This is a genomic window from Pantoea sp. X-Soil-MYKO-1289, assembly GCF_059730625.1.
Genome location: NZ_AP036004.1, coordinates 231,605 through 251,996 on the forward strand (window position 1 = coordinate 231,605; position 20,392 = coordinate 251,996).

Sequence of the window (20,392 nt, forward strand, 5' to 3'; positions counted from 1 at the left end):
CCTTTTTAATGCTACAAACTGGATTTACGCGCTGGCGTTATTCAACGCCAGCGACACCGCCAGCGTCTGCGCCAGGCAGAGCGAGGCGACCTGCGAACGGAACCCGTCCACCTGCGCTTCGCGCACCACAAAACAGACGTCGCTAAAGGCCGCCAGCGGGCTGACCTGGCTGTCGGTAATGGCGATTTGATGCGCGCCGCGCTTCGCGCCCATCTCCACCAGCTCTACCGCTTCGCGCGCGTAGGGAGAGTAGCTGATGGCGATAACCACATCCTTCGGGTTCACCAGGCTGAGCTGCTCGGTGAACATGCCGCCCAGGCCATCGATCAGGAAAGCGCGACGTTCAAGATGACGCAGCGCGTAAACCAGATAGGAGGCGACGCTAAACGAGCGGCGCAGGCCGATGACATAGATATTCTCCGCCTCGTTCAGCAGCTGCACCGCTTTGTTGAGCTGGTCAGGATTGACCTGCATCGCCAGCTGCTGCAAGGCCTGGCTGTTGACCATAGTGAAGACGTTCAGGATCTCGGCCGGGCTTTCCGGCGAAGTAGCGGCGTCGTCGGTGGCGGTCTGGCGGAACAGACGCGCGCGCTCGGTATAGTTGACCGTCTCTTCCATCAGGTGCTGACGAAAAACCTGTTTCATTTCGTTGAAGCCGCTAAAGCCGAACGCGTTGGCGAAGCGAATCAGCGTCGACGGCGGCACGTCAGCCTGCGCGGCGATAGAGGCCACGGTGTCAAAGGCGATGCTGTTGCTGTTGTCGAGAATATAACGAGCCACCTGTTTCAGGCGCTTGCTCAGCGTTTCGTAGCGGCGACGAATATCATCCTGTAACAGAGAGAGTTGGGTTGGGTTATTGGTCATTACTTCGGCCCGTCAAAAAAGAAATATGGCTGGATAATGAGCGCTATAGTACCAGATGGATGGAAAATTTCATTTGTTTGCGCCCACAGCGGGGTTTATTTCATCGCTTTATGAATTACCTCACATAATGCAGGGAATGTGGCGGGAATAGCGGTGAAAAGCAGAGGAAAAAGCGGAACGGACCATTCTGCGCGGCAGTGAAGCGCGCAGGATGGTCCGGCGACCGAGATTACAGTCCGGCGTGTTCGCGAATATATTTGCGCGCCTTCACCGCATATTCAAACGGATTGGCCAGCGCCGGATCCTGCTCGGCTTCTACCACCATCCAGCCCTTATAGCCGTAATCATCCAGCATCTTAAACACCGGCTTAAAGTCGATAACGCCGTCGCCCGGCACGGTGAAGGTGCCTTTCTTCACGCCGTCGAGGAAGCAGAGGTGGTTATCCCGTACTTCGGCGACGATCTCGTCGCGAACATCTTTCAGGTGAACGTGAAAAATACGCGGCAGGTATTTCTGCAGCACGTCGAGCATCGCCTGCTGCGAGCCTTCGGAGTAGTAGATATGCCCGGTATCGTAGAGCAGCCCGACATTGTCATTGGTCAACGCCATAAAGCGGTCGATCTCTTCCACGGTCTGAATGCCGGTGCCCATATGATGGTGGAGCGTCACGCGCATCCCTTTCGCCGCGGCGATCTCCGCCAGTTCGTTATAGCCTTCGGCCGTCAGGCGCCACTCTTCGTCAGTAAAGATCGGCTTTTGCTCCAGCACCGGCAGCGTGGTGCCCTGGATGCTTTTGCTCTGCTCGGAACAGCCGATAACGCGCGCGCCCATGGCGTGCAGAAAATTCATATGGTTGACGAATTCGTCGATGGTTTTCGCTTTCTCGCCGCTGGCGAAAAAGGTGCTGAACCAGGCGTTGCAAATTTCGATGCCGCGAATGTCGAGCATCGGCTTCAGGACCGCCGGATCGCGCGGATATTTGCTGCCGACTTCGCTGCCGGTAAAGCCCGCCAGCGCCATCTCGCTCACCGTCTGCTGAAAGGTGTTCTCTTTGCCCAGCTCCGGCATATCATCGTTGGTCCAGCCGATCGGCGCGATGGCCAGTTTTACATTCTCTTTGTTCATCTGTTTAGTCCTGACGGGTCAGGGCGGCCGCAGCCGCCCGCAGGGAAAGGGAAAGGCTTATTTTTTGTCGTAGAAGGCGGGACGCGGCGGCATTTCCACCGGCTCGATGGCGCCGCTCTGCTGCGCTTTCAGGCAGGCGTCGGCGGCCACCGAGGCGGCGAAGCCGTCCCAGGCGGACGGGCCGGTTAGTTCGCCCGCCTTCACGTCGTTGATAAAGGCCTGCAACTCAACGTCATACGCCTCGATAAAACGATCTTTCCAGTCGGTCAGGATGGTGGTGGAGAGTTTGGCTTCGCTGCGCAGCTGCACCGAGGCGGGCTCCGGCAGCTTCGCGATGCCGGTTTCGCCGACGACCTCGCACTGGATGTCGTAGCCGTAGGCGCAGTTAACGAAGATCTCCACGTCGATGCGCACCCCTTTTTGCGTTTCGAACAGCACGATTTGCGGATCTTTCAGGCGCGCGTGCGATTTCGACGTTACGCGCGGGAAGACCACCTGCACGCTTTTATAGTCGTCGTTGGTCAGCCAGCGCAGCACGTCCAGCTCGTGGATCAGGGTATTGGTGATCGCCATGTCGGTGGTGTAGCTCTCTGGCACCGACGGGTTGCGGTGCGCGCAGTGCAGCATCAGCGGCTCGCCGATGCCGCCGTCGGCGATCGCTTTCTTCAGCGCGCGGTAGCCCGCGTCATATGGACGCATAAAGCCGACCTGCACCAGACGCTTGCCGTGCTGGATCTCCGCATCCACCACGCGACGGCAGCCTTCCGCGCTCAGCGCCAGCGGCTTTTCGCAGAACACCGGCTTGCCGGCGGCGATGGCCGCCAGCGTGAACTCTTCATGCGTCGGGTCCCAGGAGGTCACCAGAATCGCGTCGACTTCCGGCGACCGGATAACCTGATGGCCGTCGGCGTAGACCTCCGCTTCGATATTCAGACGCTGCAGCGCGGCGCGCGCGCCGTCGACGTTGATATCCGATACCGCCACCACTTTTGCCCCCTGCAGGACATTATTGCAGCGACGAATATGTTCCTGGCCGATTGCGCCGGCACCGATAACGCCAAGTTTCAAAGTCATAATTACACCTGTAGGGTTCATAGCGAGGAATAAAGGGCCGGATGTTCCGACCGGAATATTAGTATTTGCGCGCCTGGTCGAGGTGGGCGTTAAGCTTCTCCGCCACCGCCTGCGTGCGCTCGGAGGTGGAGGCCTGCGCCACGCCGACGTGCCACCAGCTGAAATATTTGTGCACCATGGTTTTCGGCAGCACCTTGATGTCGATAAGCGTGGAAACGCTCTGCTTCTGCGCATCTTCCAGCGCCTCCGCTAGCTGCTCCAGCGTCGTCACGCGATAAGTTTTGCAGCCGTAGCCCGCCGCGATGGCGGCGAAGTCCACCGGCACGAAGCCGCCGTCCAGCTTGCCGCCTTCCGGATTGCGGAAACGGAACTCGGTGCTGAAGCTGTCCATGCCGTGCTCCATCTGCAGATTGTTGATGCAGCCGTTGGTCATATTGTCGAACAGCACCACGTTGATCTTGGCGCGCTCCTGAATCGAGGTGACCAGCTCGGAGTGCAGCATCATAAAAGAGCCGTCGCCCAGCAGCGCGTAGACCTCGCGGTGCGGCTGCGCCAGCTTCGCGCCCAGCGCGGCGTTGACCTCATAGCCCATACAGGAGTAGCCGTACTCAACGTGGTACGAGTTGTAGTCGCGGGTGCGCCAGACGCGCTGCAGATCGCCCGGCAGACTGCCCGCTGCCGCGACAATCACTGCATCCTTTGGGAGCTGCTCGTTTAGCGTGCCGAGCACGCGGCTCTGGGTGAGCACTGACTGCGTCAGGCGATTGAATTCGGCGAACACCGCGTCGCGATCGAGATGGTCGGCAATTTCCGGGATAAAGCCGTCGCCGCTGTATTCCACCTGATAGACGCGCTGCGTCTCTTTCAGCAGTTTGCTCTGCGCCTGCGCGATCTGATCGCCCCAGTCGTTGCGGTAGTTTTTATCCGCCAGCCCCGCCTCCAGCGCGACAAGCGCCTCGCGCGCGTCCGCCAGCAGCTGCACGCCGTCGAGCTTGTAGCTGTCGAAGTTGCTGACGTTGACGTTAAGGAAGCTGACCTCGGGATGCTGGAAGATCCATTTTGATGCGGTGGTGAAGTCGGTGTAGCGCGTGCCGACGCCAATCACCAGGTCCGCCTCTTTCGCCAGCAGGTTGGCGGCCAGACAGCCGGTTTCGCCCACGCCGCCAACGTTGAGCGGATGGTCAGAGACGATTGTGCCTTTGCCCGCCTGGGTTTCGGCGAAGGGGATCTGATAGCGCTCGGCGAACTGGCGCAGCGCCTCGCCCGCTTCGGAATACTTCACGCCGCCGCCCAGCACGATCATCGGCTTGCGCTTGCGGCCGATCAGCGTCAGCGCGTCGCCGAGCTGCGCGGCGGTCGGCAGGCGGCGATCGAGACGGTGTACGCGTTTCTGGAAGAAGTAGTCCGGGAAATCCCAGGCTTCGCTCTGCACGTCCTGCGGCAGCGCGAGGGTCACCGCGCCGGTTTCGGCGGGATCGGTTAGCACGCGCAGCGCGTTGATGCAGGCGGTCATCAGCTGCTCAGGACGGCTGACGCGATCCCAGTATTTGCTGACGGCGCGGAAGGCGTCGTTAGTGCTGATGCTGAGATCGTGGCTCTGCTCAATCTGTTGCAGCACCGGATCGGGCTGACGCGTCGCGAAGACGTCGCCCGGCAGCAGCAGTAAAGGAATGCGGTTGGCGGTGGCGGTGGCCGCCGCGGTGATCATATTGGCGGCGCCCGGCCCGACCGACGAACTGCAGGCGATGATCTGACGGCGCAGAGACTGTTTAGCAAAGCCCATCGCGGCGTGCGCCATGCCCTGTTCATTGCGGCCCTGATAAACAATCAGATCGCCGCTATCCTGCTCCAGCGCCTGTCCCAGCCCCAGCACGTTGCCGTGACCAAAGATAGCGAAGAGGCCTTTTACGAACTTCGTTTCCACGCCGTCAACATTAATGTATTGATTATCAAGAAACTTAACCAGCGCCTGCGCGGTGGTCATTCTGATCGTGGCCATATGCTTTTCCTTTACATGCTGCAACCTGGTAGCAGGTCAGCGACGTGGCGTGCCGCAGAAGCGACCGCAGGTAACTGAAACGTGAAGCGATTATAAACAAATATATTTTTCATAAAATACGATTACAGAAGAAACATTTCATTTTGCGATTGAGATCAAATTTAACCGCGAAACGCGCTCTTCAGCGTAAAGGGGAGCAGGCTAAGTGAAACAACAAGCGAGAAAAGAGGCAGATCTGAATAATTTCATTCTCTTTCAGCGGCTTCTGTGCGGATCGGCGCAGCTGGCGCGGTACGCCGCCTGGCCTTGAAACAGGGCGAAACAGCGTAAACATGGCGCGCATAATAGGCAGGCGATGCAGAGTTTTACCTGGTTCACAAAATCGCGACGGACGTTTCATTTCATATTGTGTTTGGAATATTTATTCCTCATACTCGCCTTATCGTCAGTCTGGCAAAGGCCAAAACCAGACGCACGCCGGGATGTCGGCTCTCTTGCCCGCGTGTCTGCTTATCACAGAAGGAAAACACAGGTATGAGTACACAACAGAAGCGGCTTGATGTGATTTGTATTGGGCGCATCGCCGTCGACCTTTACGGTCAGCAAATTGGCGCGCGGCTGGAGGATATGAGCACCTTTGCCAAATATCTCGGCGGCTCCTCCGGCAACGTCGCTTACGGCACCGCGATTCAGGGGCTGAAGTCGGCGATGCTGGCGCGCGTGGGTGATGAGCACAACGGCCGCTTTCTGCGCGAAGAGCTGGAACGCGTAGGGTGTAATACCGACGGACTGATTACCGATAAGCAGCGCCTGACCGGGCTGGTGATCCTCGGCATCAAAGATGAAGAGAGCTTTCCGCTGATTTTCTACCGCGATAACTGCGCGGATATGGGGCTGGTGCCGGACGATATCGACGAAGATTTTATCAATGCGTCGCGCGCGGTGGCGGTGACCGGCACCCATCTGTCGCATCCGCAGACGCGCGCCGCGGTGCTGAAAGCGCTCGACATCGCGAAGCGCAACGGCCTGCGCACCGCGCTCGATATTGATTATCGCCCGGTGTTGTGGGGGCTGACCTCGCTCGGCGACGGCGAAACGCGTTTTATCGAGTCGCAGCAGGTGACGCGCCAGCTGCAGGAAGTGCTGCACTATTTCGACCTGATCGTCGGCACGGAAGAGGAGTTCCATATCGCGGGCGGCAGCACCGATACGCTGGCGGCGCTAAAAAGCGTGCGCCAGGCGACGCAGGCGACGCTGGTGTGCAAGCGCGGTCCGCTGGGCTGCGTGGTGTTCGAGGGCGATATCCCTGACAGCTGGGAGCAGACGCGCCTGCACAGCGGCGTGCGGGTCGAGGTCCTTAACGTGCTGGGCGCGGGCGACGCTTTTATGTCCGGCCTGCTGCGCGGCTGGCTTAACGACGAGGGCTGGGAGCAGGCGTGCCGTTACGCCAATGCCTGCGGCGCGCTGGTGGTCTCGCGTCACGGCTGCGCGCCGGCGATGCCGACCAAAGCGGAGCTGGATGATTTCCTCAGCCGCGACCGCGAGGTGAAACGCCCCGATCTCGACGCGCGCCTTAACCATCTGCATCGCGTCACCACGCGCAAACAGCGCTGGCCGGAGCTGAACGTCTTCGCCTTCGACCATCGCAAACAGCTGGCCGATATGGCGCGCGAAGCGGGCGTCGACGAGAGCAGGATCCCGGCGCTGAAGGTGCTGTTGCTGAAGGCCGCTGAAGAGGCGGCGCGCGAGGCGGGGCTGGAGAGCAAGAGCGGCATTCTGGCCGATACCACTTACGGCCAGAAGGCGCTGAACGCCATTACCGGCAAAGGCTGGTGGATTGGCCGTCCCATCGAGCTGCCCGGCTCGCGGCCGCTGCGGCTGGAGCACGGCAATATCGGCTCGCAGCTGATCGACTGGCCCGCCGAGCACGTGGTGAAATGTCTGGTGTTCTACCATCCAGACGACAGCGCCGAGATGCGCAAAGAGCAGGACGATCTGGTGCTCGACGTCTGGAAAGGCTGCAACAAGAGCGGGCATGAACTGCTGCTCGAGGTGATTCTGCCAGAGAGCAATCCCGATCGTGACGAGGCCCACTATCTCACCATTCTCAGCCACTTTTATCAGCTGGGCATTCAGCCCGACTGGTGGAAGCTGCCGCCGCTGTCGGCGGAGAGCTGGCAGGCGATCGGCGGCCTGATCGAACAGCAGGATCCCCACTGCCGCGGCATTTTGCTGCTGGGACTCGACGCGCCGGAAGAGAAGCTGAAAGCGGGGTTCGCCGCGGCGGCGCAGGCGCCCTGGGTGAAAGGTTTTGCCGTCGGGCGCACGATTTTCGGCCAGCCGTCGCGCCAGTGGCTGCAGGGCGAGCTGGATGACGCGGCGCTGGTGGAGAAGGTGAAGGGTAACTATCTGCGGCTGATCGGCTACTGGCGCGACGCGCGCGGTTAAAGATAAAAAAACGGCGGGAATATCCCGCCGTTTTTGTTTGGGGCATAGTGCTAGCGCGGGCGGCATGGCGCGATCGCAAAGTCGCTCAAGGCTTCCCTGCTCGCTCGGCCCGCGCCTTCCCTGGCGCGGGACGCTTTGCTCTTCGCGCCATGCCGCCCACGCTTAAACTTCTCAGCCGTCTGTTAAAACCGCCTTATTTCAGCGTGATGCTCTGAACGATGCTGTCCGCGTCGCTCTGCGCCTGCTGCTGGTTGTCGCCCGGCAGCGTAATCTGCAGCGTCAGCAGTTTGCCGTCGACCTTCGCCAGAATCACCGAGGACCATGAGGTCTGGTTATTGGCGGAGACCACGCTGTCCAGACGCTGCGCAGGCTGATCTTTCAGGGTAATGGCTTTATCGGACACCACCTGCAGCTGCGGGTCGCGGTTGCGCTGCTGCTGTTCCAGACGCTGCGCCAGCACGTCCAGCCCTTCGCTGGTGGCCTCGCCGGCGATGACGATAACGGCGCGCGCGCCGGTTTCATCGGCGTACACGTGCATATTGGTGGTCTGGTTGCCCAGCTTGCCGCTCTTGTCCGACATGCCTGCCGGCAGCGAGAAGCTCAGCTTGCCGTCCATCAGCGTAACGTTCTGCGCCGACTGGCTGGCGCTGGTGCCGTTGCTGCCGGTCGCGTCATCTTTCTTCTGATCGCAGGCCGCCAGGCCCAGCACCAGTAAGCCAATACCCGCATATTTCACTAAGTTTCGCATCTGAATCCCTTTATTTGATTCCAGTAAGGCGTTCATACAACTCGAATCAGGCGGCAAAAGCAACCGCCCGATTGTCAGAAGATCTTAGCGGGTCATTGCGAAAGGCTCTATCGCCGGTTAGCCGAAATTTATCTGCGGGCGCTGCGAGCGCTCCGCCAGACGTTTCAGCATCGCATTGAGCAGCACGCCATAGGCGGGCAGGAAGAAGACCAGGCAAATCAGGACCTTAAAGCTGTAGTCCACCAGCGCGATCTCGACCCAGTGCGCGGCCATAAACGGGTCCGTGCTCTTATAGAAGGCGATAAAGAAGAAGGCGAGCGTATCGCTGATATTGCCGAGGAACATGGCGCAGCCCGGCGCGATCCACCACTGCGGCAGCTGGCGCAGGCGGTTAAAGACGTGAACGTCGAGGATCTGCCCGAGCGCGTAGGCCATAAAGCTGGCGCAGGCGATGCGTGCGACAAACAGGTTAACGTTTTGCAGCGCCGCCAGGCCCTGCCACTGGCCCTGATAAAACAGGCTGGAGACCAGATAGGAGACAAACAGCGCCGGGATCATCACCGCGAGGATAATGCGGCGTGCCAGCGGCGCGCCGAAAATGCGCACGGTCAGGTCGGTCGCCAGAAAAATAAACGGAAAGCTGAATGCGCCCCAGGTGGTATTGAAGCCGAAAATGGAGACCGGCAGCTGCACCAGATAGTTACTGGAGATAATCACCAGCAGATGAAACAGAGAGAGCCAGATCAGCGCATGCTGACGCTGACGCAGAGAAAATGCGATCATAGTGGACCTTTTTCATATTGGGGTGAGGGAACCCATTGCCGCGCAAAGCTGAGCCCGCGCGACGGTGTCGATGTTAAAAACCGCGGCATCTTACCGCGTTGTGCTATTTACGCAATGGTTAATTTTAACGCAATCGTTCTCGTCTTGCGTCTGCGGGGCGCCGCGTTAAAATGAGCGCCCCCTGTTTAGAACCGAGTGATTTATGAGCGACAACTTCTCCCATGCCGACCATCAGCTGGATGCCCTGGGCCTGCGCTGCCCGGAGCCGGTAATGATGGTGCGTAAAACGGTCCGCACCATGCAGGATGGGGAAACGCTGCTGATTATCGCCGACGATCCGGCCACCACGCGCGATATTCCCGGCTTCTGCCGCTTTATGGAACATCGCCTGCTGGCGCAGCAGACCGACACCCTGCCTTATCATTATCTGATCCAGAAGGGCCTCGGCGCCTGATCGTCGAGGCGGCTACCTGCGACGCGCGCGCAGCAGCCGCAGCGCGTTAGCGGTCACCAGCGCCGTCGCCCCGGAGTCGGCGAGCACCGCCAGCCACAGGCCGGTCAGGCCCAGCAGCGTGGTGACCAGAAACAGCGCCTTCAGCCCCAGCGCAATGGCGATATTTTGCCGCAGCGTGGCGCGCGTGCGTCGCGCCAGCGCCACCAGCAGCGGCAGCAGCGGCAACGCATCGCGCGTCAGCGCGGCGTCGGCGGTCTCCAGCGCGATATCGCTGCCGCTTCCCATGGCGATGCCGATAGTGGCCGCCTTCATCGCGGGCGCGTCGTTGATGCCGTCGCCGACCATCGCCAGCGGGCGCTGCTGGCCCAGCGCGCGAAGGGCGTCGACCTTGTCGCCAGGCAGCAGACCGGCGCGAAAGTCGATGCCGAGTTCGCCGGCGATCGCCGCCGCCGCCCGCGGGTTGTCGCCGGTGAGCATCAGGCTCTCAATGCCCATTCTTTTCAGCTCCTCCAGGGCGTCGCGCGCGTCGGCGCGCAGGTTGTCGCGCAGCGCCAGCGCGCCCAGCGGTTCGCCGTCGCGCAGGATCGCCACCAGCGTTTGCCCCTGTTCTTCCTGCTGCAGGATCTGCGCGCGCTGCGCGGCGCTCAACGTGTCGACGCGGCCGGGCGACAGCAGCTCGATCTGCGCGCCTTCGACCTGCGCGGCGATGCCGCTGCCCGCCAGCGTCATCTGCTGACTGGCGGAGGGCAGGGCCAGCTGCCGCTCGCTGGCGGCCGCGACGATCGCGGCGGCCAGCGGATGCGTCGAGCCCTGTTCCACCGCCGCCGCCAGCGCCAGCAGCTCATCCTGCGAGGCTGAGGCGAAGCAGAGCACGGCGGTAACCTGCGGTTTGCCCTGCGTCAGGGTGCCGGTTTTGTCGAAGGCGACGGCGCGTATCTGGCTGAGGCGCTCCAGCGCCGCGCCGCCTTTAATCAGCGCGCCCTGGCGCGCGGCGGCGGCGAGGCCGGAGGTGATGGCGGCGGGCGTGGCGATCACCAGCGCGCAGGGGCAGCCGATCAGCAGCAGCGTCAGCCCTTTATAGATCCACGGCAGCCAGCCGCCGAAGCCGAGCAGCGGCGGCGCCACCATCACCAGCGCGGCCAGCAGCATAATCAGCGGCGTATAGAGGCGGCTGAAGCGATCGATAAAACGCTCGACCGGCGCGCGATGGCTTTCCGCCTCTTCAATCAGGGTGAGAATACGGTCGATAGCGCTGGCGCCGGGTTCAGAGGTCACTTCGAGCCGAATCAGCCGATCGACGCTGGTGGCGCCCGCCAGCAGCGCATCCCCTTTTTCACGCGTCACCGGCAGCGATTCGCCGGTCAGCGCGCTTTCATCCAGGCTCGCCTCGTCGCTCAGCAGGCGACCATCTACCGGCAGGCGTCCGCCCGCCGCCACTTCGATAACGTCGCCGGGGCGCAGCGCCGCCAGCGCCACGGTCTCCCGCCTGCCGCCATTAAGCCGCGTGGCGTTTTCCGGGCGTAGCGCCATCAGCTGCGTCACGCCGCTGCGCGCGCGGGCGGCGGCAAAAGCTTCCAGCCGTTCGCCCAGCAAAAACAGCAGCAGCACCATCGCCGCTTCGGCGTGGGCGCCGATCAGCAGCGCGCCGGCGGCCGCGACGCTCATCAGCATTTCGATAGTAAAGGGCGAGCCGCTGCGCGCGCGTTGCCAGGCGCCGCGCGCCACAGGCCACAGGCCGATCAGCGTCGTGAGGATAAACAGCCCGTCGCCCCAGCGCGGCATAAACTGGCTCAGTATCACGCTGGCGAGCAGCAAAGCGGCAAGCAGCAGCAGGGCGCGGTTTTCGCGCCAGCGGGAAGCGGGGCGGGGCGTTGGGGCGTCGTCGATCAGCGAGAAGCCGGCGCGCGTGACCGCCTGTTCAACCGCGGCGGAGACATCGGCGCTGGCCTCGACCAGCAGCTTTTCGCTGGCGAAGACGACGCGGGTGCGTAATACCTCGGGCAGCTGGCTGACGGCGGTTTCAACGGTGCGGGCGCAGCTCGGACAGTCCATGCCGCTGACGCGCCAGCTAAAGCGCCAGCCGCCGTGCCTGTCGCTCTCTTCGTCGCTGCCGCCGGAATGCTCCTCGCCGCCTGGGCTGCTGTCCGCCTCGCAGCAACCGCCGCCGCAGGCTGGCTGAACAGGCGAAGCGGCGCGGATATTGAGCCGCGCGGACGCGGCCCCAGGCAGGGCGCAGAGCGGTTTAGCGGCGGAATGGGGATGGCGAGAGCGGCCGCAGCCGCAGGCGTGTTCGTGATGATATTGCTGCATAAAACCTCCAGTAACGGACGGGCGATCCCGCCCGCTACTGCATCCTACACTCTGGAGTCGACTCCAGAGTCAAGGCTGGTTTTACATCAGAAGAGCCACAGCGAACGGACAATCATAAAGTGCCCGGCAAAGTAGCAGGCGGCGACGATGGCGCTGTCGGCGCGAAAACGGCGGCGATAGTGGCTGACGAACCAGACGATATTCGCCAGCAGCAGCAGGCTCGCGCCCACCACCAGCGTGAAGCTGTCGTCGGTAGGACGGAAAACATACTGCTCGGCGGCCAGCCAGGTCATCACCAGCGTCATGCCGATCAGCGTGCAAATCGGCCAGCGCAGCGTCTCCAGGCGATTCCAGATGGTCGCGATGGTGATGGCGCCGATAATCAGCAGCGTCAGCGGAATCGGCCAGTAAAAAGTCATCGTCATACTGGCGGCGAAGCAGATGGTGTACAGCAGGTGAGAGAGGAAGAAGGCGCCCAGCGCGTAGAGCATCTGCTGACGCGGCAGCAGCAGCAGCGCGTCGCCGACCAGCGTCGCGAGCAGCCCGGCGATAATCAAGTAATCGGTAGGTTTCAGCACCGGCGCCTGCCAGGCCCAGCCCACCATCAGCAACAGCGTAATAGGTTTGAATAGCCAGCGCTGCCACTGCGGGCCGCGATAGGATGCGTCAACATAGAGCCAACCGGAGAAAAGTACGGCAAGAAATGACCAAAGCATTGCTGCTCCCTTAAGGACAACCTGTCCATCAGATGGTGAAAATTCCCAATAAGTCGATCTCAGTTTAGGTTACGGCCTCGCAATGTGACAATCGGGCAACTCTGGTTGTATGCTTCTCCCGCATTGCTTTTCAGAGCTTAACGAGACGAGAAAAAACCATGAGCAAACCACCGCTACTCTTTTTTATCGTACTGGCCGTTATCGCCGTGCTGGCGACCCGCCAGTTTATCAAGCAGCGGCGCGAGACGGCGGTGAACGACGCCTCGCCGGTGCGCACGCTGATGGTGAAGGTCAAGACCAAACGGGAGTATCCGTCGCCCAACCGGCGTTCGCGCCAGCGCGAAGTCATCGCGGGGGAAGAGATGCGCTACGAAGCCTGGTTCCATCCTCTGAACGGCGCCAGCGATATTAAAGCGATTGTGGGCGAGCGTGACTACAACCAGATGGATACCGGCGCGAAGGGCGAGCTGAAGATGCAGGGGTCGCGTTTCGTCAGCTTTACCCCGGCGCCTTAAAAAGCGGGCTGTTCAGCCCGCTACGTTTACTTCTTCTTCGGAAAATTGGCCTTCTGCCACGCCAGCAGTTCAAACACGCCGAACAGAAAGATTTTGCACTGCGTCCAGCGATCGATCGGCGGCGCGTCCTTCGGCTGGGTGGCGCGCAGCAGCGTCAGCTGCAGCCCGTGCATCAGGATCATAAAGAATAGCGCGACGTGGATAAAATAGCGCAGCGGTTTAGGGTAGGGATCGACCAGGTTAAAAAGTAAAAAAGCCCAGACGCACAGCATTAACAGGCGGCCTAAATTAAGCAACATCGGATGTCTCTTGTTGTCGGTGATATAAACGATACGCCACTTGTCCGGCGATCTTCTCGCGATGCAGCGCCCAGCTAGCGGGCACCGGCGGCGCGCCGTGCTCGACTTCGCTCTCTACATAAATCATCGCCTCGTCCGCCAGCCAGCCATTCTGCTCCAGCAGCTGCAGCGTTTGCTCCAGCAACCCTTTGCGGAACGGCGGGTCGACGAACACCACGTCGTACGGCTCGCCGGAAGCGGCCAGCCAGTTGAGGGTATTGACGTTGATTACCTGCGCGTCGCTGGCGCGCAGGGTGTGTAAATTCTTCTCCAGCTGCTGCGCCACCGGACGTTCCAGCTCCAGCAGCGTCACCGAACCGGCGAAGCGCGACAGCGCCTCCAGGCCGAGCGCGCCGCTGCCGGCGAAACAGTCAAGGCAGCGCGCCTGCTGTAGCACCGGCGCCAGCCAGTTAAACAAGGTTTCACGCACGCGATCGGTGGTCGGGCGCAGACCGGCGCTGTCGGGCACCGGCAGTTTGCGTCCGCGCCACTGACCGCCGATGATGCGGATTTGTCCGGCACCGCCTGTGCCACGAGGGGTTTTACTCATCTTGCTCACAACTCGTCATAATTTGTTGCGTAGTTTAACGGGCGAACGGGTGAGAAGAAACGGTAAAAAAGGGTGCTGTGGTGCGCTGGCTGGAAAGTGTTAGACTAGTGAGTTGCTGAAGTCATACATAATTCTGCCGTTTTTCGCCCTTTCGGCGGTAAAAACCAGAGCTAATTTTTATCCCCTGGGAACAGCGAGCGACCGGGATTAAGCCATCGAGGAGTGTCGTCACACAATGGCAAAAGAGAAAAAACGTGGCTTTTTTTCCTGGCTGGGATTTGGCAAAGAAGAAGAGACACAACAGCCTGCTGAAGCGCCTGAACAGCAGCCAGATGAGGCCAGGCTAGCGCAGGCGGAAACCGAAGCGGCGCATACCGTCGAGCTGACCGAGCAGGTCGCCGAGGCGCAGCGCGAAGCGCCTGCGCCTGCCGCGGAAGAGCATGTCGCGGCGGAAGAGCATATTGCCGCAGAAGAGCACGTCGCCGCGGAGCCGGAAGCGATCGTCCAGAAAGCGCAGGACGCGGAAATTATCGCGCCGCTGGAGGAGATTGTTCCGGAAGAAGAGCCGGAGCTGGCGCCGACGCCTGTCGCAGACGAAATATTGCCGGAAACGCTGCCGGAAGAAGAGCAGCCGCTGGATGACGAAGAGCTGGCCGCGCTGGCGCTGGCGGAAGCGCCGCAGGACGAGGCGGCGGCAGAGATCGCCGCAGAAGCGGAAGCGATCGCCGTTGAGAGCGACGCGCAGAGTACGGTCAGCGATTTGCCGCTCGCCGCCGCGCCCGTTATTTCCCAGGAGCAGGAGCGTCCCACCAAAGAGGGATTCTTCGCGCGCCTGAAGCGCAGCCTGGTCAAAACGCGCCAGAACCTCGGCTCCGGCTTTATCAGCCTGTTCCGCGGTAAAAAAATCGACGACGAGCTGTTCGAAGAGCTGGAAGAGCAGCTGCTGATCGCCGACGTCGGCGTCGAGACCACGCGCCGCATTATTACTAACCTGACGCAGCAGGCGAACCGCAAACAGCTGCGCGACGCGGAAGCGCTCTACGGCCTGCTGAAAGCGGAAATGTCGGGCATTCTGGCGAAAGTGGACGCGCCGCTCGACGTCAGCGGCAAAGGGCCGTTCGTGATCCTGATGGTCGGCGTCAACGGCGTCGGCAAAACCACCACCATCGGCAAGCTGGCGCGCCAGTATCAGGCGCAGGGCAAATCGGTGATGCTGGCGGCGGGCGATACCTTCCGTGCGGCGGCCGTGGAGCAGCTGCAGGTGTGGGGCGAACGCAACAATATTCCGGTGGTGGCGCAGCATACCGGCGCAGATTCCGCCTCGGTGATTTTCGACGCCATTCAGGCGGCGAAAGCGCGCGGCGTCGACGTGCTGATCGCCGATACGGCTGGCCGTCTGCAGAACAAATCGCACCTGATGGAAGAGCTGAAGAAAATCACCCGCGTGATGAAAAAACTGGACGAAGAGGCGCCGCACGAAGTGATGCTCACCCTCGACGCCAGCACCGGCCAGAACGCCATCAGCCAGGCGAAGCTTTTCCATGAAGCGGTCGGCCTGACCGGCATTACCCTGACCAAGCTGGACGGTACGGCAAAAGGCGGCGTGATCTTCTCGGTGGCCGATCAGTTCGGCATCCCGATTCGCTATATCGGCGTCGGGGAAGGCATAGAAGATTTACGGCCCTTCAAGGCCGAGGATTTTATTGAGGCACTGTTTGCCCGAGAGGACTAATTGGGATGATTCGCTTTGAAGAGGTCAGTAAGGCATATCTCGGCGGGCGTCAGGCGCTGCAGGGCGTAGATTTTCATCTGCGTCCGGGCGAAATGGCGTTCCTGACCGGCCATTCCGGCGCCGGTAAGAGTACCCTGCTGAAGCTGATTTGTGGCATTGAGCGTCCGAGCGCGGGCCATATCTGGTTCAGCGGTCACGATATTTCACGGCTGCGCCACAGCGAGGTGCCGTTCCTGCGTCGCCAGATTGGCATGATCTTTCAGGATCACCACCTGCTGATGGATCGCTCGGTCTACGACAACGTGGCGATCCCGCTGATCATCTCCGGCGCCAGCGGCGAAGATATTCGCCGCCGCGTGTCGGCGGCGCTGGATAAAGTCGGTCTGCTCGATAAAGCGAAAAGCTTTCCGATTCAGCTCTCCGGCGGCGAACAGCAGCGCGTCGGCATTGCGCGCGCCGTGGTGAACAAGCCCGCCGTGCTGCTGGCGGACGAACCGACCGGCAACCTGGACGACGCGCTGTCGGAAGATATCCTGCGTCTGTTCGAAGAGTTCAACCGCGTGGGCGTCACCGTACTGATGGCGACGCACGACAGCGGGCTGATCGCGCGGCGACGCTATCGCGTCATGACGCTCAATCAGGGACGCCTGCATGGAGGCCACGATGGTCAATAAACGCAACAAGCGCCCCGCTGCGCCAAAAGCGAAAGCGCCGTCTAAAAGCAAAGCGCTGAAGGGCGGCTGGCAGGAACAGTGGCGCTATGCGTGGCGCGGCACCCTGTCGGATATGTATCGCCAGCCGCTGGCGACGCTGCTGACGGTGATGGTGATCGCCATCTCGCTGACGCTGCCCAGCGTCTGCTACATGGTGTGGAAAAACGTCAGCCAGGCCGCGACGCAGTGGTATCCCGCGCCGCAGCTGACGGTTTATCTGTCGAAAACGCTCGACGATACCGCCGCGGAAAATGTGGTGGCGCAGCTCAAGCAGGTCGACGGCGTGGATAACGTCAACTACCTGACGCGAGAAGAGGCGCTGAACGAGTTCCGCAACTGGTCGGGCTTTGGCGGCGCGATGGATATGCTGGAGCAGAATCCGCTGCCGGCGGTGGCGATCATCACGCCGAAGCTTAACTTCCAGAATTCCGACACCATGCAGAACCTGCGCGACAGCGTGGCGAAAGTGCAGGGCGTCGACGAAGTGCGCATGGACGACAGCTGGTTCGCCCGCCTGGCGGCGCTGACCGGGCTGGTAGGCCAGGTCGCGTCGATGATTGGCATTCTGATGATTGTCGCGGTGTTCCTGGTGATCGGCAACAGCGTGCGGCTCAGCATCTTCGCGCGGCGCGACACCATCAACGTGCAGAAGCTAATCGGCGCCACCGACGGCTTTATTCTGCGGCCGTTCCTCTACGGCGGCGCGCTGCTCGGCTTAAGCGGCGCGGTGCTGTCGCTGATCCTCTCTGAGGTGCTGGTGCTGCGTCTGCAGTCGGTGGTGGCGCAGGTGGCGCAGGTCTTCGGCACCACGTTCTCGCTGGAAGGCTTCTCGTGGGATGAGGGGTTGCTGCTGCTGCTGATCGCCGCGATCATCGGCTGGATCGCCGCCTGGCTGGCGACGGTACAACATTTACGTCGTTTTACGCCCCAGTAACCGCCTGCAACGTTTTTTTGGTATAATGTTCCTCTGCTGCCGACGATCCGGACGCAGAGGAATCTTCCTCTCTTCCCGCCTCGTCATCTGTGTGTAAAATATTCACTGCTATAATTGAACTTGTGGATAACTTGGCTACTCTAAGTAGCACAGATTGCTTTCGGGTTTTCCCCGGCGTTGACTTAAGGTAACGTCTGCTCAAAAGGGAAGACGCAGCAACTTAATAACCATGTGAGGGTTTGAATGACCAAAGAAATGCAAACTTTAGCTATTGCTCCTCTTGGCAACCTGGAATCTTACGTCCGGGCCGCCAACGTCTGGCCGATGCTGTCGGCAGAAGAGGAAAAAGCGCTGGCTGAACGGCTGCATTACCAGGGCGATCTGGATGCGGCTAAGACGCTGATCCTGTCTCACCTGCGCTTTGTAGTTCATATCGCTCGTAATTACTCCGGTTACGGCCTGCCTCAGGCGGACCTGATTCAGGAAGGGAACATCGGCCTGATGAAGGCGGTGCGTCGCTTTAATCCTGAAGTGGGCGTGCGTCTGGTCTCATTTGCCGTGCACTGGATTAAAGCCGAGATTCACGAATACGTGCTGCGTAACTGGCGTATCGTGAAGGTCGCTACCACGAAAGCGCAGCGCAAGCTGTTCTTTAACCTGCGTAAAACCAAGCAGCGTCTGGGCTGGTTCAATCAGGACGAAGTCGAGATGGTGGCGCGTGAACTGGGCGTAAGCAGCAAAGACGTGCGTGAAATGGAATCGCGTATGGCTGCGCAGGATATGACCTTCGATATGTCCGCCGACGATGAGAGCGGCGAAGGCAAAGCGATGGCGCCGGTGCTTTATCTGCAGGATAAAACCTCCGACTTCGCTGACGGCATCGAAGAGGATAACTGGGAATCGCACGCGGCGGACAAGCTGAGCGACGCGATGCAGGGCCTCGACGAGCGCAGCCAGCACATTATCCGCGCCCGCTGGCTGGACGAAGACAACAAAACCACGCTGCAGGAGCTGGCGGATCGCTACGGCGTGTCGGCCGAACGCGTACGGCAGCTGGAAAAGAACGCCATGAAAAAACTGCGCATGGCGATCGAAGCATAACGGAACCGCAAAAACGGGCGACGCGAAGTCGCCCTTTTTTTTGCCCGCTATTTAACCCAGCCATCCGCCTGTGCGCGAAAACCGCAGGCCTGCATAAACGCGGCGCGCTCGCCCTGATCCGCGCTGCCGTCGTCCGCCACCCACCAGCTTGAGATCGAGCCGTTCTGCGCGATGGTCTCTTCCACCAGATAACGCCCTACGCCGCGACGTCGCGTCACCTCGCGCACGTCCAGCTGTGAGATGTTTCCCTGCGTTCCCGCTATCGTCAGCTTTAACGCCCCCAGCAGCCGCGCATTGAAACGCGCGGCGTAAAGCCGGGCATTTTCATTCAGGCTGGCTTCCAGCGCCTCGATATCCTTATCCGGCCAGATTTTCGCAAGGTCGATGCGGTCCTGCGCGCTCAGCGTGGTCAGGCGCAGAATAGTGAGTTTCATAACAAACACCTGTACTAGTCGAAAGGGCATAGTGTAGCGAATTTAGACAGTCAGAGCGCCGTCACTTTTTTAAGTTGAAAACAGGTCAAAAGATGGCCTGGATGCCAGGATAGAGGAGAGAAAGAACAATTAGAGGCGCAAAAGCCAGCATAACGCGCTGGAGAAATGGCGGTATTGCCTGCATAACAACCAGATGATTATGCTGTTTCAGCTGGCTATTTCCCAATGTGTCAGTTGATTTACAGAAGAAACTTCCTGTTTAATAACCTGAAAAATAAAGCCTTATTACCAAAAAATACCGGAAAAGCACGCTAAATCATTCATAAACATCATTTTTCGGCTTTATCCGGTAGCAACAGCAAACCACAAATCACAGACACAACAAGATGGGGAAGTCCGCATGAAAATGAGTAAAGGCCGCGCATTACTGGCGGGTTGCGTTGCGCTGGCGATGAGCCACGCCGCCCTGGCTGCCGACATCAAAATCGCTATCGTCGGCGCCGTAACCGGCCCGGTCGCGCAGTATGGCGATATGCAGTTCACCGGCGCCGCGCAGGCGATTAAGGATATCAACGCCAAAGGCGGCGTAAACGGCAACAAGCTGGTGGGCGTAGAGTATGACGACGCCTGCGACCCGAAACAGGCCGTGGCGGTGGCGAACAAGGTCGTCAACGACGGCATCAAGTACGTTATCGGCCATCTTTGCTCCTCTTCTACCCAGCCTGCGTCAGACATCTATAACGACGAAGGCGTGCTGATGATTACCCCGGCGGCCACCGCGCCGGAGCTGACCGCGCGCGGTTACGAAACCATTATGCGCACCACCGGCCTGGACTCCGACCAGGGCCCGACCGCTGCAAGCTATATCCTCGATCAGATCAAGCCTAAACGTATCGCCGTGGTGCATGACAAGCAGCAGTACGGCCAGGGCCTGGCGGAGTCGGTGCAGAAAACCCTGAAGGCCAAAGGCGGCAACGTGGTGCTGTTTGAAGGCATCACCGCGGGCGATAAAGACTTCTCCACGCTGATCGCGCGCCTGAAGAAAGAGAACGTCGACTTCGTTTACTACGGCGGCTACTACCCGGAAATGGGCCAGATCCTGCGCCAGGCGAAAGCGGCTGGCCTGAACGCCGGCTTTATGGGGCCGGAAGGGGTGGGCAACGCCTCGCTCTCTAATATCGCAGGCGACGCCTCGGAAGGCATCTATGTGACGCTGCCGAAGCGCTACGACCAGCTGCCGGAGAACAAGGCGATCGTCGACGCCATTAAGACCAACAGCGCGCAGAACCGCAAAGATCCGACCGGTCCGTTCGTCTGGACCACCTATGCGGCGATCCAGTCGCTGGCGGCCGGCATTGAGCGCAGCAAGAGCGACGAGCCGGAAGAGATTGCGAAAAACCTGAAGGGCGGCGAGCCGGTACCGACAGTGATGGGCAACCTGAGCTGGGACCAGAAAGGCGATCTGAAAGGCTTCGAGTTCGGCGTATTTAAATGGCACAAAGACGGTTCCTCTACCGCAGTTAAGTAATCGTCCCATCGGCAGACCAATCCCT

At 60.5% G+C, this 20,392-nt stretch carries 19 protein-coding genes; 8 read left to right on the forward strand and 11 right to left on the reverse strand.

Translation table 11 applies throughout. From position 1 onward, the window contains the following. Positions 1-24 precede the first annotated feature (24 nt). The 4 genes from AC6I7Z_RS01055 to iolD form a co-directional block, all read right to left on the reverse strand. Positions 25-864, reverse strand: a complete 840-nt coding sequence (locus tag AC6I7Z_RS01055) for a MurR/RpiR family transcriptional regulator (RefSeq protein ID WP_033753250.1) — start codon at positions 862-864, stop codon at positions 25-27. 229 nt (positions 865-1,093) lie between these two features. Next, positions 1,094-1,990 (reverse strand): myo-inosose-2 dehydratase, encoded by an 897-nt coding sequence (gene iolE / locus AC6I7Z_RS01060; RefSeq protein WP_497812866.1) that lies wholly within the window; start codon positions 1,988-1,990, stop codon positions 1,094-1,096. A gap of 57 nt (positions 1,991-2,047) precedes the next feature. Continuing rightward, the gene (gene iolG / locus AC6I7Z_RS01065; protein WP_497812867.1) at positions 2,048-3,064 is read right to left on the reverse strand and encodes a bifunctional inositol 2-dehydrogenase/D-chiro-inositol 1-dehydrogenase; all 1,017 of its coding nucleotides are present in this window, start codon (positions 3,062-3,064) and stop codon (positions 2,048-2,050) included. Positions 3,065-3,122: 58 nt separating this feature from the next. After that, a complete protein-coding gene (gene iolD / locus AC6I7Z_RS01070; protein WP_497812868.1) occupies positions 3,123-5,063 on the reverse strand; it encodes a 3D-(3,5/4)-trihydroxycyclohexane-1,2-dione acylhydrolase (decyclizing) in 1,941 nt (646 codons plus the stop codon). Positions 5,064-5,597: 534 nt separating this feature from the next. On the opposite strand from iolD, the gene AC6I7Z_RS01075 reads away from it, so the two are divergent. Further along, positions 5,598-7,511, forward strand: coding sequence for a bifunctional 5-dehydro-2-deoxygluconokinase/5-dehydro-2-deoxyphosphogluconate aldolase (locus AC6I7Z_RS01075; RefSeq protein ID WP_497812869.1), 1,914 nt, complete (start codon positions 5,598-5,600; stop codon positions 7,509-7,511). A 193-nt stretch (positions 7,512-7,704) separates the two neighbouring features. Here the strand turns inward: AC6I7Z_RS01075 and AC6I7Z_RS01080 are convergent, their stop codons facing one another. Next, positions 7,705-8,259 carry a DcrB family lipoprotein gene (locus AC6I7Z_RS01080; protein WP_497812870.1) on the reverse strand — a complete coding sequence of 185 codons (555 nt, stop codon included), beginning with the start codon at positions 8,257-8,259 and terminating at the stop codon, positions 7,705-7,707. Positions 8,260-8,376: 117 nt separating this feature from the next. Beyond that, positions 8,377-9,042, reverse strand: a complete 666-nt coding sequence (locus AC6I7Z_RS01085; protein ID WP_497812871.1) for a 7-cyano-7-deazaguanine/7-aminomethyl-7-deazaguanine transporter — start codon at positions 9,040-9,042, stop codon at positions 8,377-8,379. A gap of 202 nt (positions 9,043-9,244) precedes the next feature. Here AC6I7Z_RS01085 and tusA point away from each other — a divergent pair, with 202 nt between their 5' ends. After that, positions 9,245-9,496 (forward strand): sulfurtransferase TusA, encoded by a 252-nt coding sequence (gene tusA / locus AC6I7Z_RS01090; protein ID WP_033753239.1) that lies wholly within the window; start codon positions 9,245-9,247, stop codon positions 9,494-9,496. Positions 9,497-9,508: 12 nt separating this feature from the next. Here tusA and AC6I7Z_RS01095 read toward each other — a convergent pair whose 3' ends face one another. Then, entirely contained in the window at positions 9,509-11,806 is a 2,298-nt protein-coding gene (locus AC6I7Z_RS01095; RefSeq protein ID WP_497812872.1) for a zinc/cadmium/mercury/lead-transporting ATPase, read from the reverse strand. Between the two features lie 86 nt (positions 11,807-11,892). Further along, positions 11,893-12,522, reverse strand: coding sequence for a lysoplasmalogenase (locus AC6I7Z_RS01100; RefSeq protein WP_497812873.1), 630 nt, complete (start codon positions 12,520-12,522; stop codon positions 11,893-11,895). Positions 12,523-12,680: 158 nt separating this feature from the next. On the opposite strand from AC6I7Z_RS01100, the gene AC6I7Z_RS01105 reads away from it, so the two are divergent. After that, positions 12,681-13,037 (forward strand): DUF2500 domain-containing protein, encoded by a 357-nt coding sequence (locus tag AC6I7Z_RS01105; RefSeq protein ID WP_497812874.1) that lies wholly within the window; start codon positions 12,681-12,683, stop codon positions 13,035-13,037. Between the two features lie 26 nt (positions 13,038-13,063). On the opposite strand, the gene AC6I7Z_RS01110 is transcribed toward AC6I7Z_RS01105, so the two are convergent. Beyond that, positions 13,064-13,336: a DUF1145 family protein gene (locus AC6I7Z_RS01110; protein WP_048784732.1), complete on the reverse strand. Its 273-nt coding sequence runs from the start codon at positions 13,334-13,336 to the stop codon at positions 13,064-13,066. Further along, positions 13,326-13,925: a 16S rRNA (guanine(966)-N(2))-methyltransferase gene (gene rsmD, locus AC6I7Z_RS01115; RefSeq protein WP_048784730.1), complete on the reverse strand. Its 600-nt coding sequence runs from the start codon at positions 13,923-13,925 to the stop codon at positions 13,326-13,328. Before rsmD ends, AC6I7Z_RS01110 begins: the two co-directional genes overlap by 11 nt. Positions 13,926-14,160: 235 nt before the next feature. Here rsmD and ftsY point away from each other — a divergent pair, with 235 nt between their 5' ends. The 4 genes from ftsY to rpoH all read left to right on the forward strand — a co-directional run bounded on the left by ftsY (position 14,161) and on the right by rpoH (position 18,405). Further along, positions 14,161-15,657 (forward strand): signal recognition particle-docking protein FtsY, encoded by a 1,497-nt coding sequence (gene ftsY, locus AC6I7Z_RS01120; RefSeq protein ID WP_497812875.1) that lies wholly within the window; start codon positions 14,161-14,163, stop codon positions 15,655-15,657. A gap of 5 nt (positions 15,658-15,662) precedes the next feature. Next, positions 15,663-16,331, forward strand: a complete 669-nt coding sequence (gene ftsE, locus AC6I7Z_RS01125; RefSeq protein ID WP_033753218.1) for a cell division ATP-binding protein FtsE — start codon at positions 15,663-15,665, stop codon at positions 16,329-16,331. Further along, positions 16,321-17,304, forward strand: a complete 984-nt coding sequence (gene ftsX, locus AC6I7Z_RS01130; protein WP_033753217.1) for a permease-like cell division protein FtsX — start codon at positions 16,321-16,323, stop codon at positions 17,302-17,304. The genes ftsE and ftsX overlap by 11 nt, the downstream gene beginning before the upstream one ends. 243 nt (positions 17,305-17,547) lie before the next feature. Continuing rightward, positions 17,548-18,405, forward strand: coding sequence for an RNA polymerase sigma factor RpoH (gene rpoH, locus AC6I7Z_RS01135; protein WP_033753215.1), 858 nt, complete (start codon positions 17,548-17,550; stop codon positions 18,403-18,405). 47 nt (positions 18,406-18,452) lie between these two features. Here the strand turns inward: rpoH and panM are convergent, their stop codons facing one another. Continuing rightward, complete coding sequence (gene panM / locus AC6I7Z_RS01140; protein ID WP_497812876.1) at positions 18,453-18,839, reverse strand: aspartate 1-decarboxylase autocleavage activator PanM; 387 nt, start codon at positions 18,837-18,839, stop codon at positions 18,453-18,455. 400 nt (positions 18,840-19,239) lie between these two features. Here panM and AC6I7Z_RS01145 point away from each other — a divergent pair, with 400 nt between their 5' ends. Further along, positions 19,240-20,367, forward strand: a complete 1,128-nt coding sequence (locus AC6I7Z_RS01145; protein ID WP_033753212.1) for a branched-chain amino acid ABC transporter substrate-binding protein — start codon at positions 19,240-19,242, stop codon at positions 20,365-20,367. Positions 20,368-20,392: the final 25 nt, after the last annotated feature.

Bases quoted from the DNA above. Each gene is read 5' to 3' on its own strand.
- AC6I7Z_RS01095 (WP_497812872.1), bottom strand. From the start codon at position 11,806: ATGCAGCAATATCATCACGAACACGCCTGCGGCTGCGGCCGCTCTCGC.
- iolG (WP_497812867.1), bottom strand. From the start codon at position 3,064: ATGACTTTGAAACTTGGCGTTATCGGTGCCGGCGCAATCGGCCAGGAA.
- AC6I7Z_RS01145 (WP_033753212.1), top strand. From the start codon at position 19,240: ATGAAAATGAGTAAAGGCCGCGCATTACTGGCGGGTTGCGTTGCGCTG.
- AC6I7Z_RS01105 (WP_497812874.1), top strand. From the start codon at position 12,681: ATGAGCAAACCACCGCTACTCTTTTTTATCGTACTGGCCGTTATCGCC.
- iolD (WP_497812868.1), bottom strand. From the start codon at position 5,063: ATGGCCACGATCAGAATGACCACCGCGCAGGCGCTGGTTAAGTTTCTT.
- AC6I7Z_RS01085 (WP_497812871.1), bottom strand. From the start codon at position 9,042: ATGATCGCATTTTCTCTGCGTCAGCGTCAGCATGCGCTGATCTGGCTC.
- rsmD (WP_048784730.1), bottom strand. From the start codon at position 13,925: ATGAGTAAAACCCCTCGTGGCACAGGCGGTGCCGGACAAATCCGCATC.
- panM (WP_497812876.1), bottom strand. From the start codon at position 18,839: ATGAAACTCACTATTCTGCGCCTGACCACGCTGAGCGCGCAGGACCGC.
- ftsE (WP_033753218.1), top strand. From the start codon at position 15,663: ATGATTCGCTTTGAAGAGGTCAGTAAGGCATATCTCGGCGGGCGTCAG.
- AC6I7Z_RS01080 (WP_497812870.1), bottom strand. From the start codon at position 8,259: ATGCGAAACTTAGTGAAATATGCGGGTATTGGCTTACTGGTGCTGGGC.
- AC6I7Z_RS01055 (WP_033753250.1), bottom strand. From the start codon at position 864: ATGACCAATAACCCAACCCAACTCTCTCTGTTACAGGATGATATTCGT.
- ftsY (WP_497812875.1), top strand. From the start codon at position 14,161: ATGGCAAAAGAGAAAAAACGTGGCTTTTTTTCCTGGCTGGGATTTGGC.
- tusA (WP_033753239.1), top strand. From the start codon at position 9,245: ATGAGCGACAACTTCTCCCATGCCGACCATCAGCTGGATGCCCTGGGC.
- AC6I7Z_RS01100 (WP_497812873.1), bottom strand. From the start codon at position 12,522: ATGCTTTGGTCATTTCTTGCCGTACTTTTCTCCGGTTGGCTCTATGTT.
- iolE (WP_497812866.1), bottom strand. From the start codon at position 1,990: ATGAACAAAGAGAATGTAAAACTGGCCATCGCGCCGATCGGCTGGACC.
- AC6I7Z_RS01075 (WP_497812869.1), top strand. From the start codon at position 5,598: ATGAGTACACAACAGAAGCGGCTTGATGTGATTTGTATTGGGCGCATC.
- AC6I7Z_RS01110 (WP_048784732.1), bottom strand. From the start codon at position 13,336: ATGTTGCTTAATTTAGGCCGCCTGTTAATGCTGTGCGTCTGGGCTTTT.
- rpoH (WP_033753215.1), top strand. From the start codon at position 17,548: ATGACCAAAGAAATGCAAACTTTAGCTATTGCTCCTCTTGGCAACCTG.
- ftsX (WP_033753217.1), top strand. From the start codon at position 16,321: ATGGTCAATAAACGCAACAAGCGCCCCGCTGCGCCAAAAGCGAAAGCG.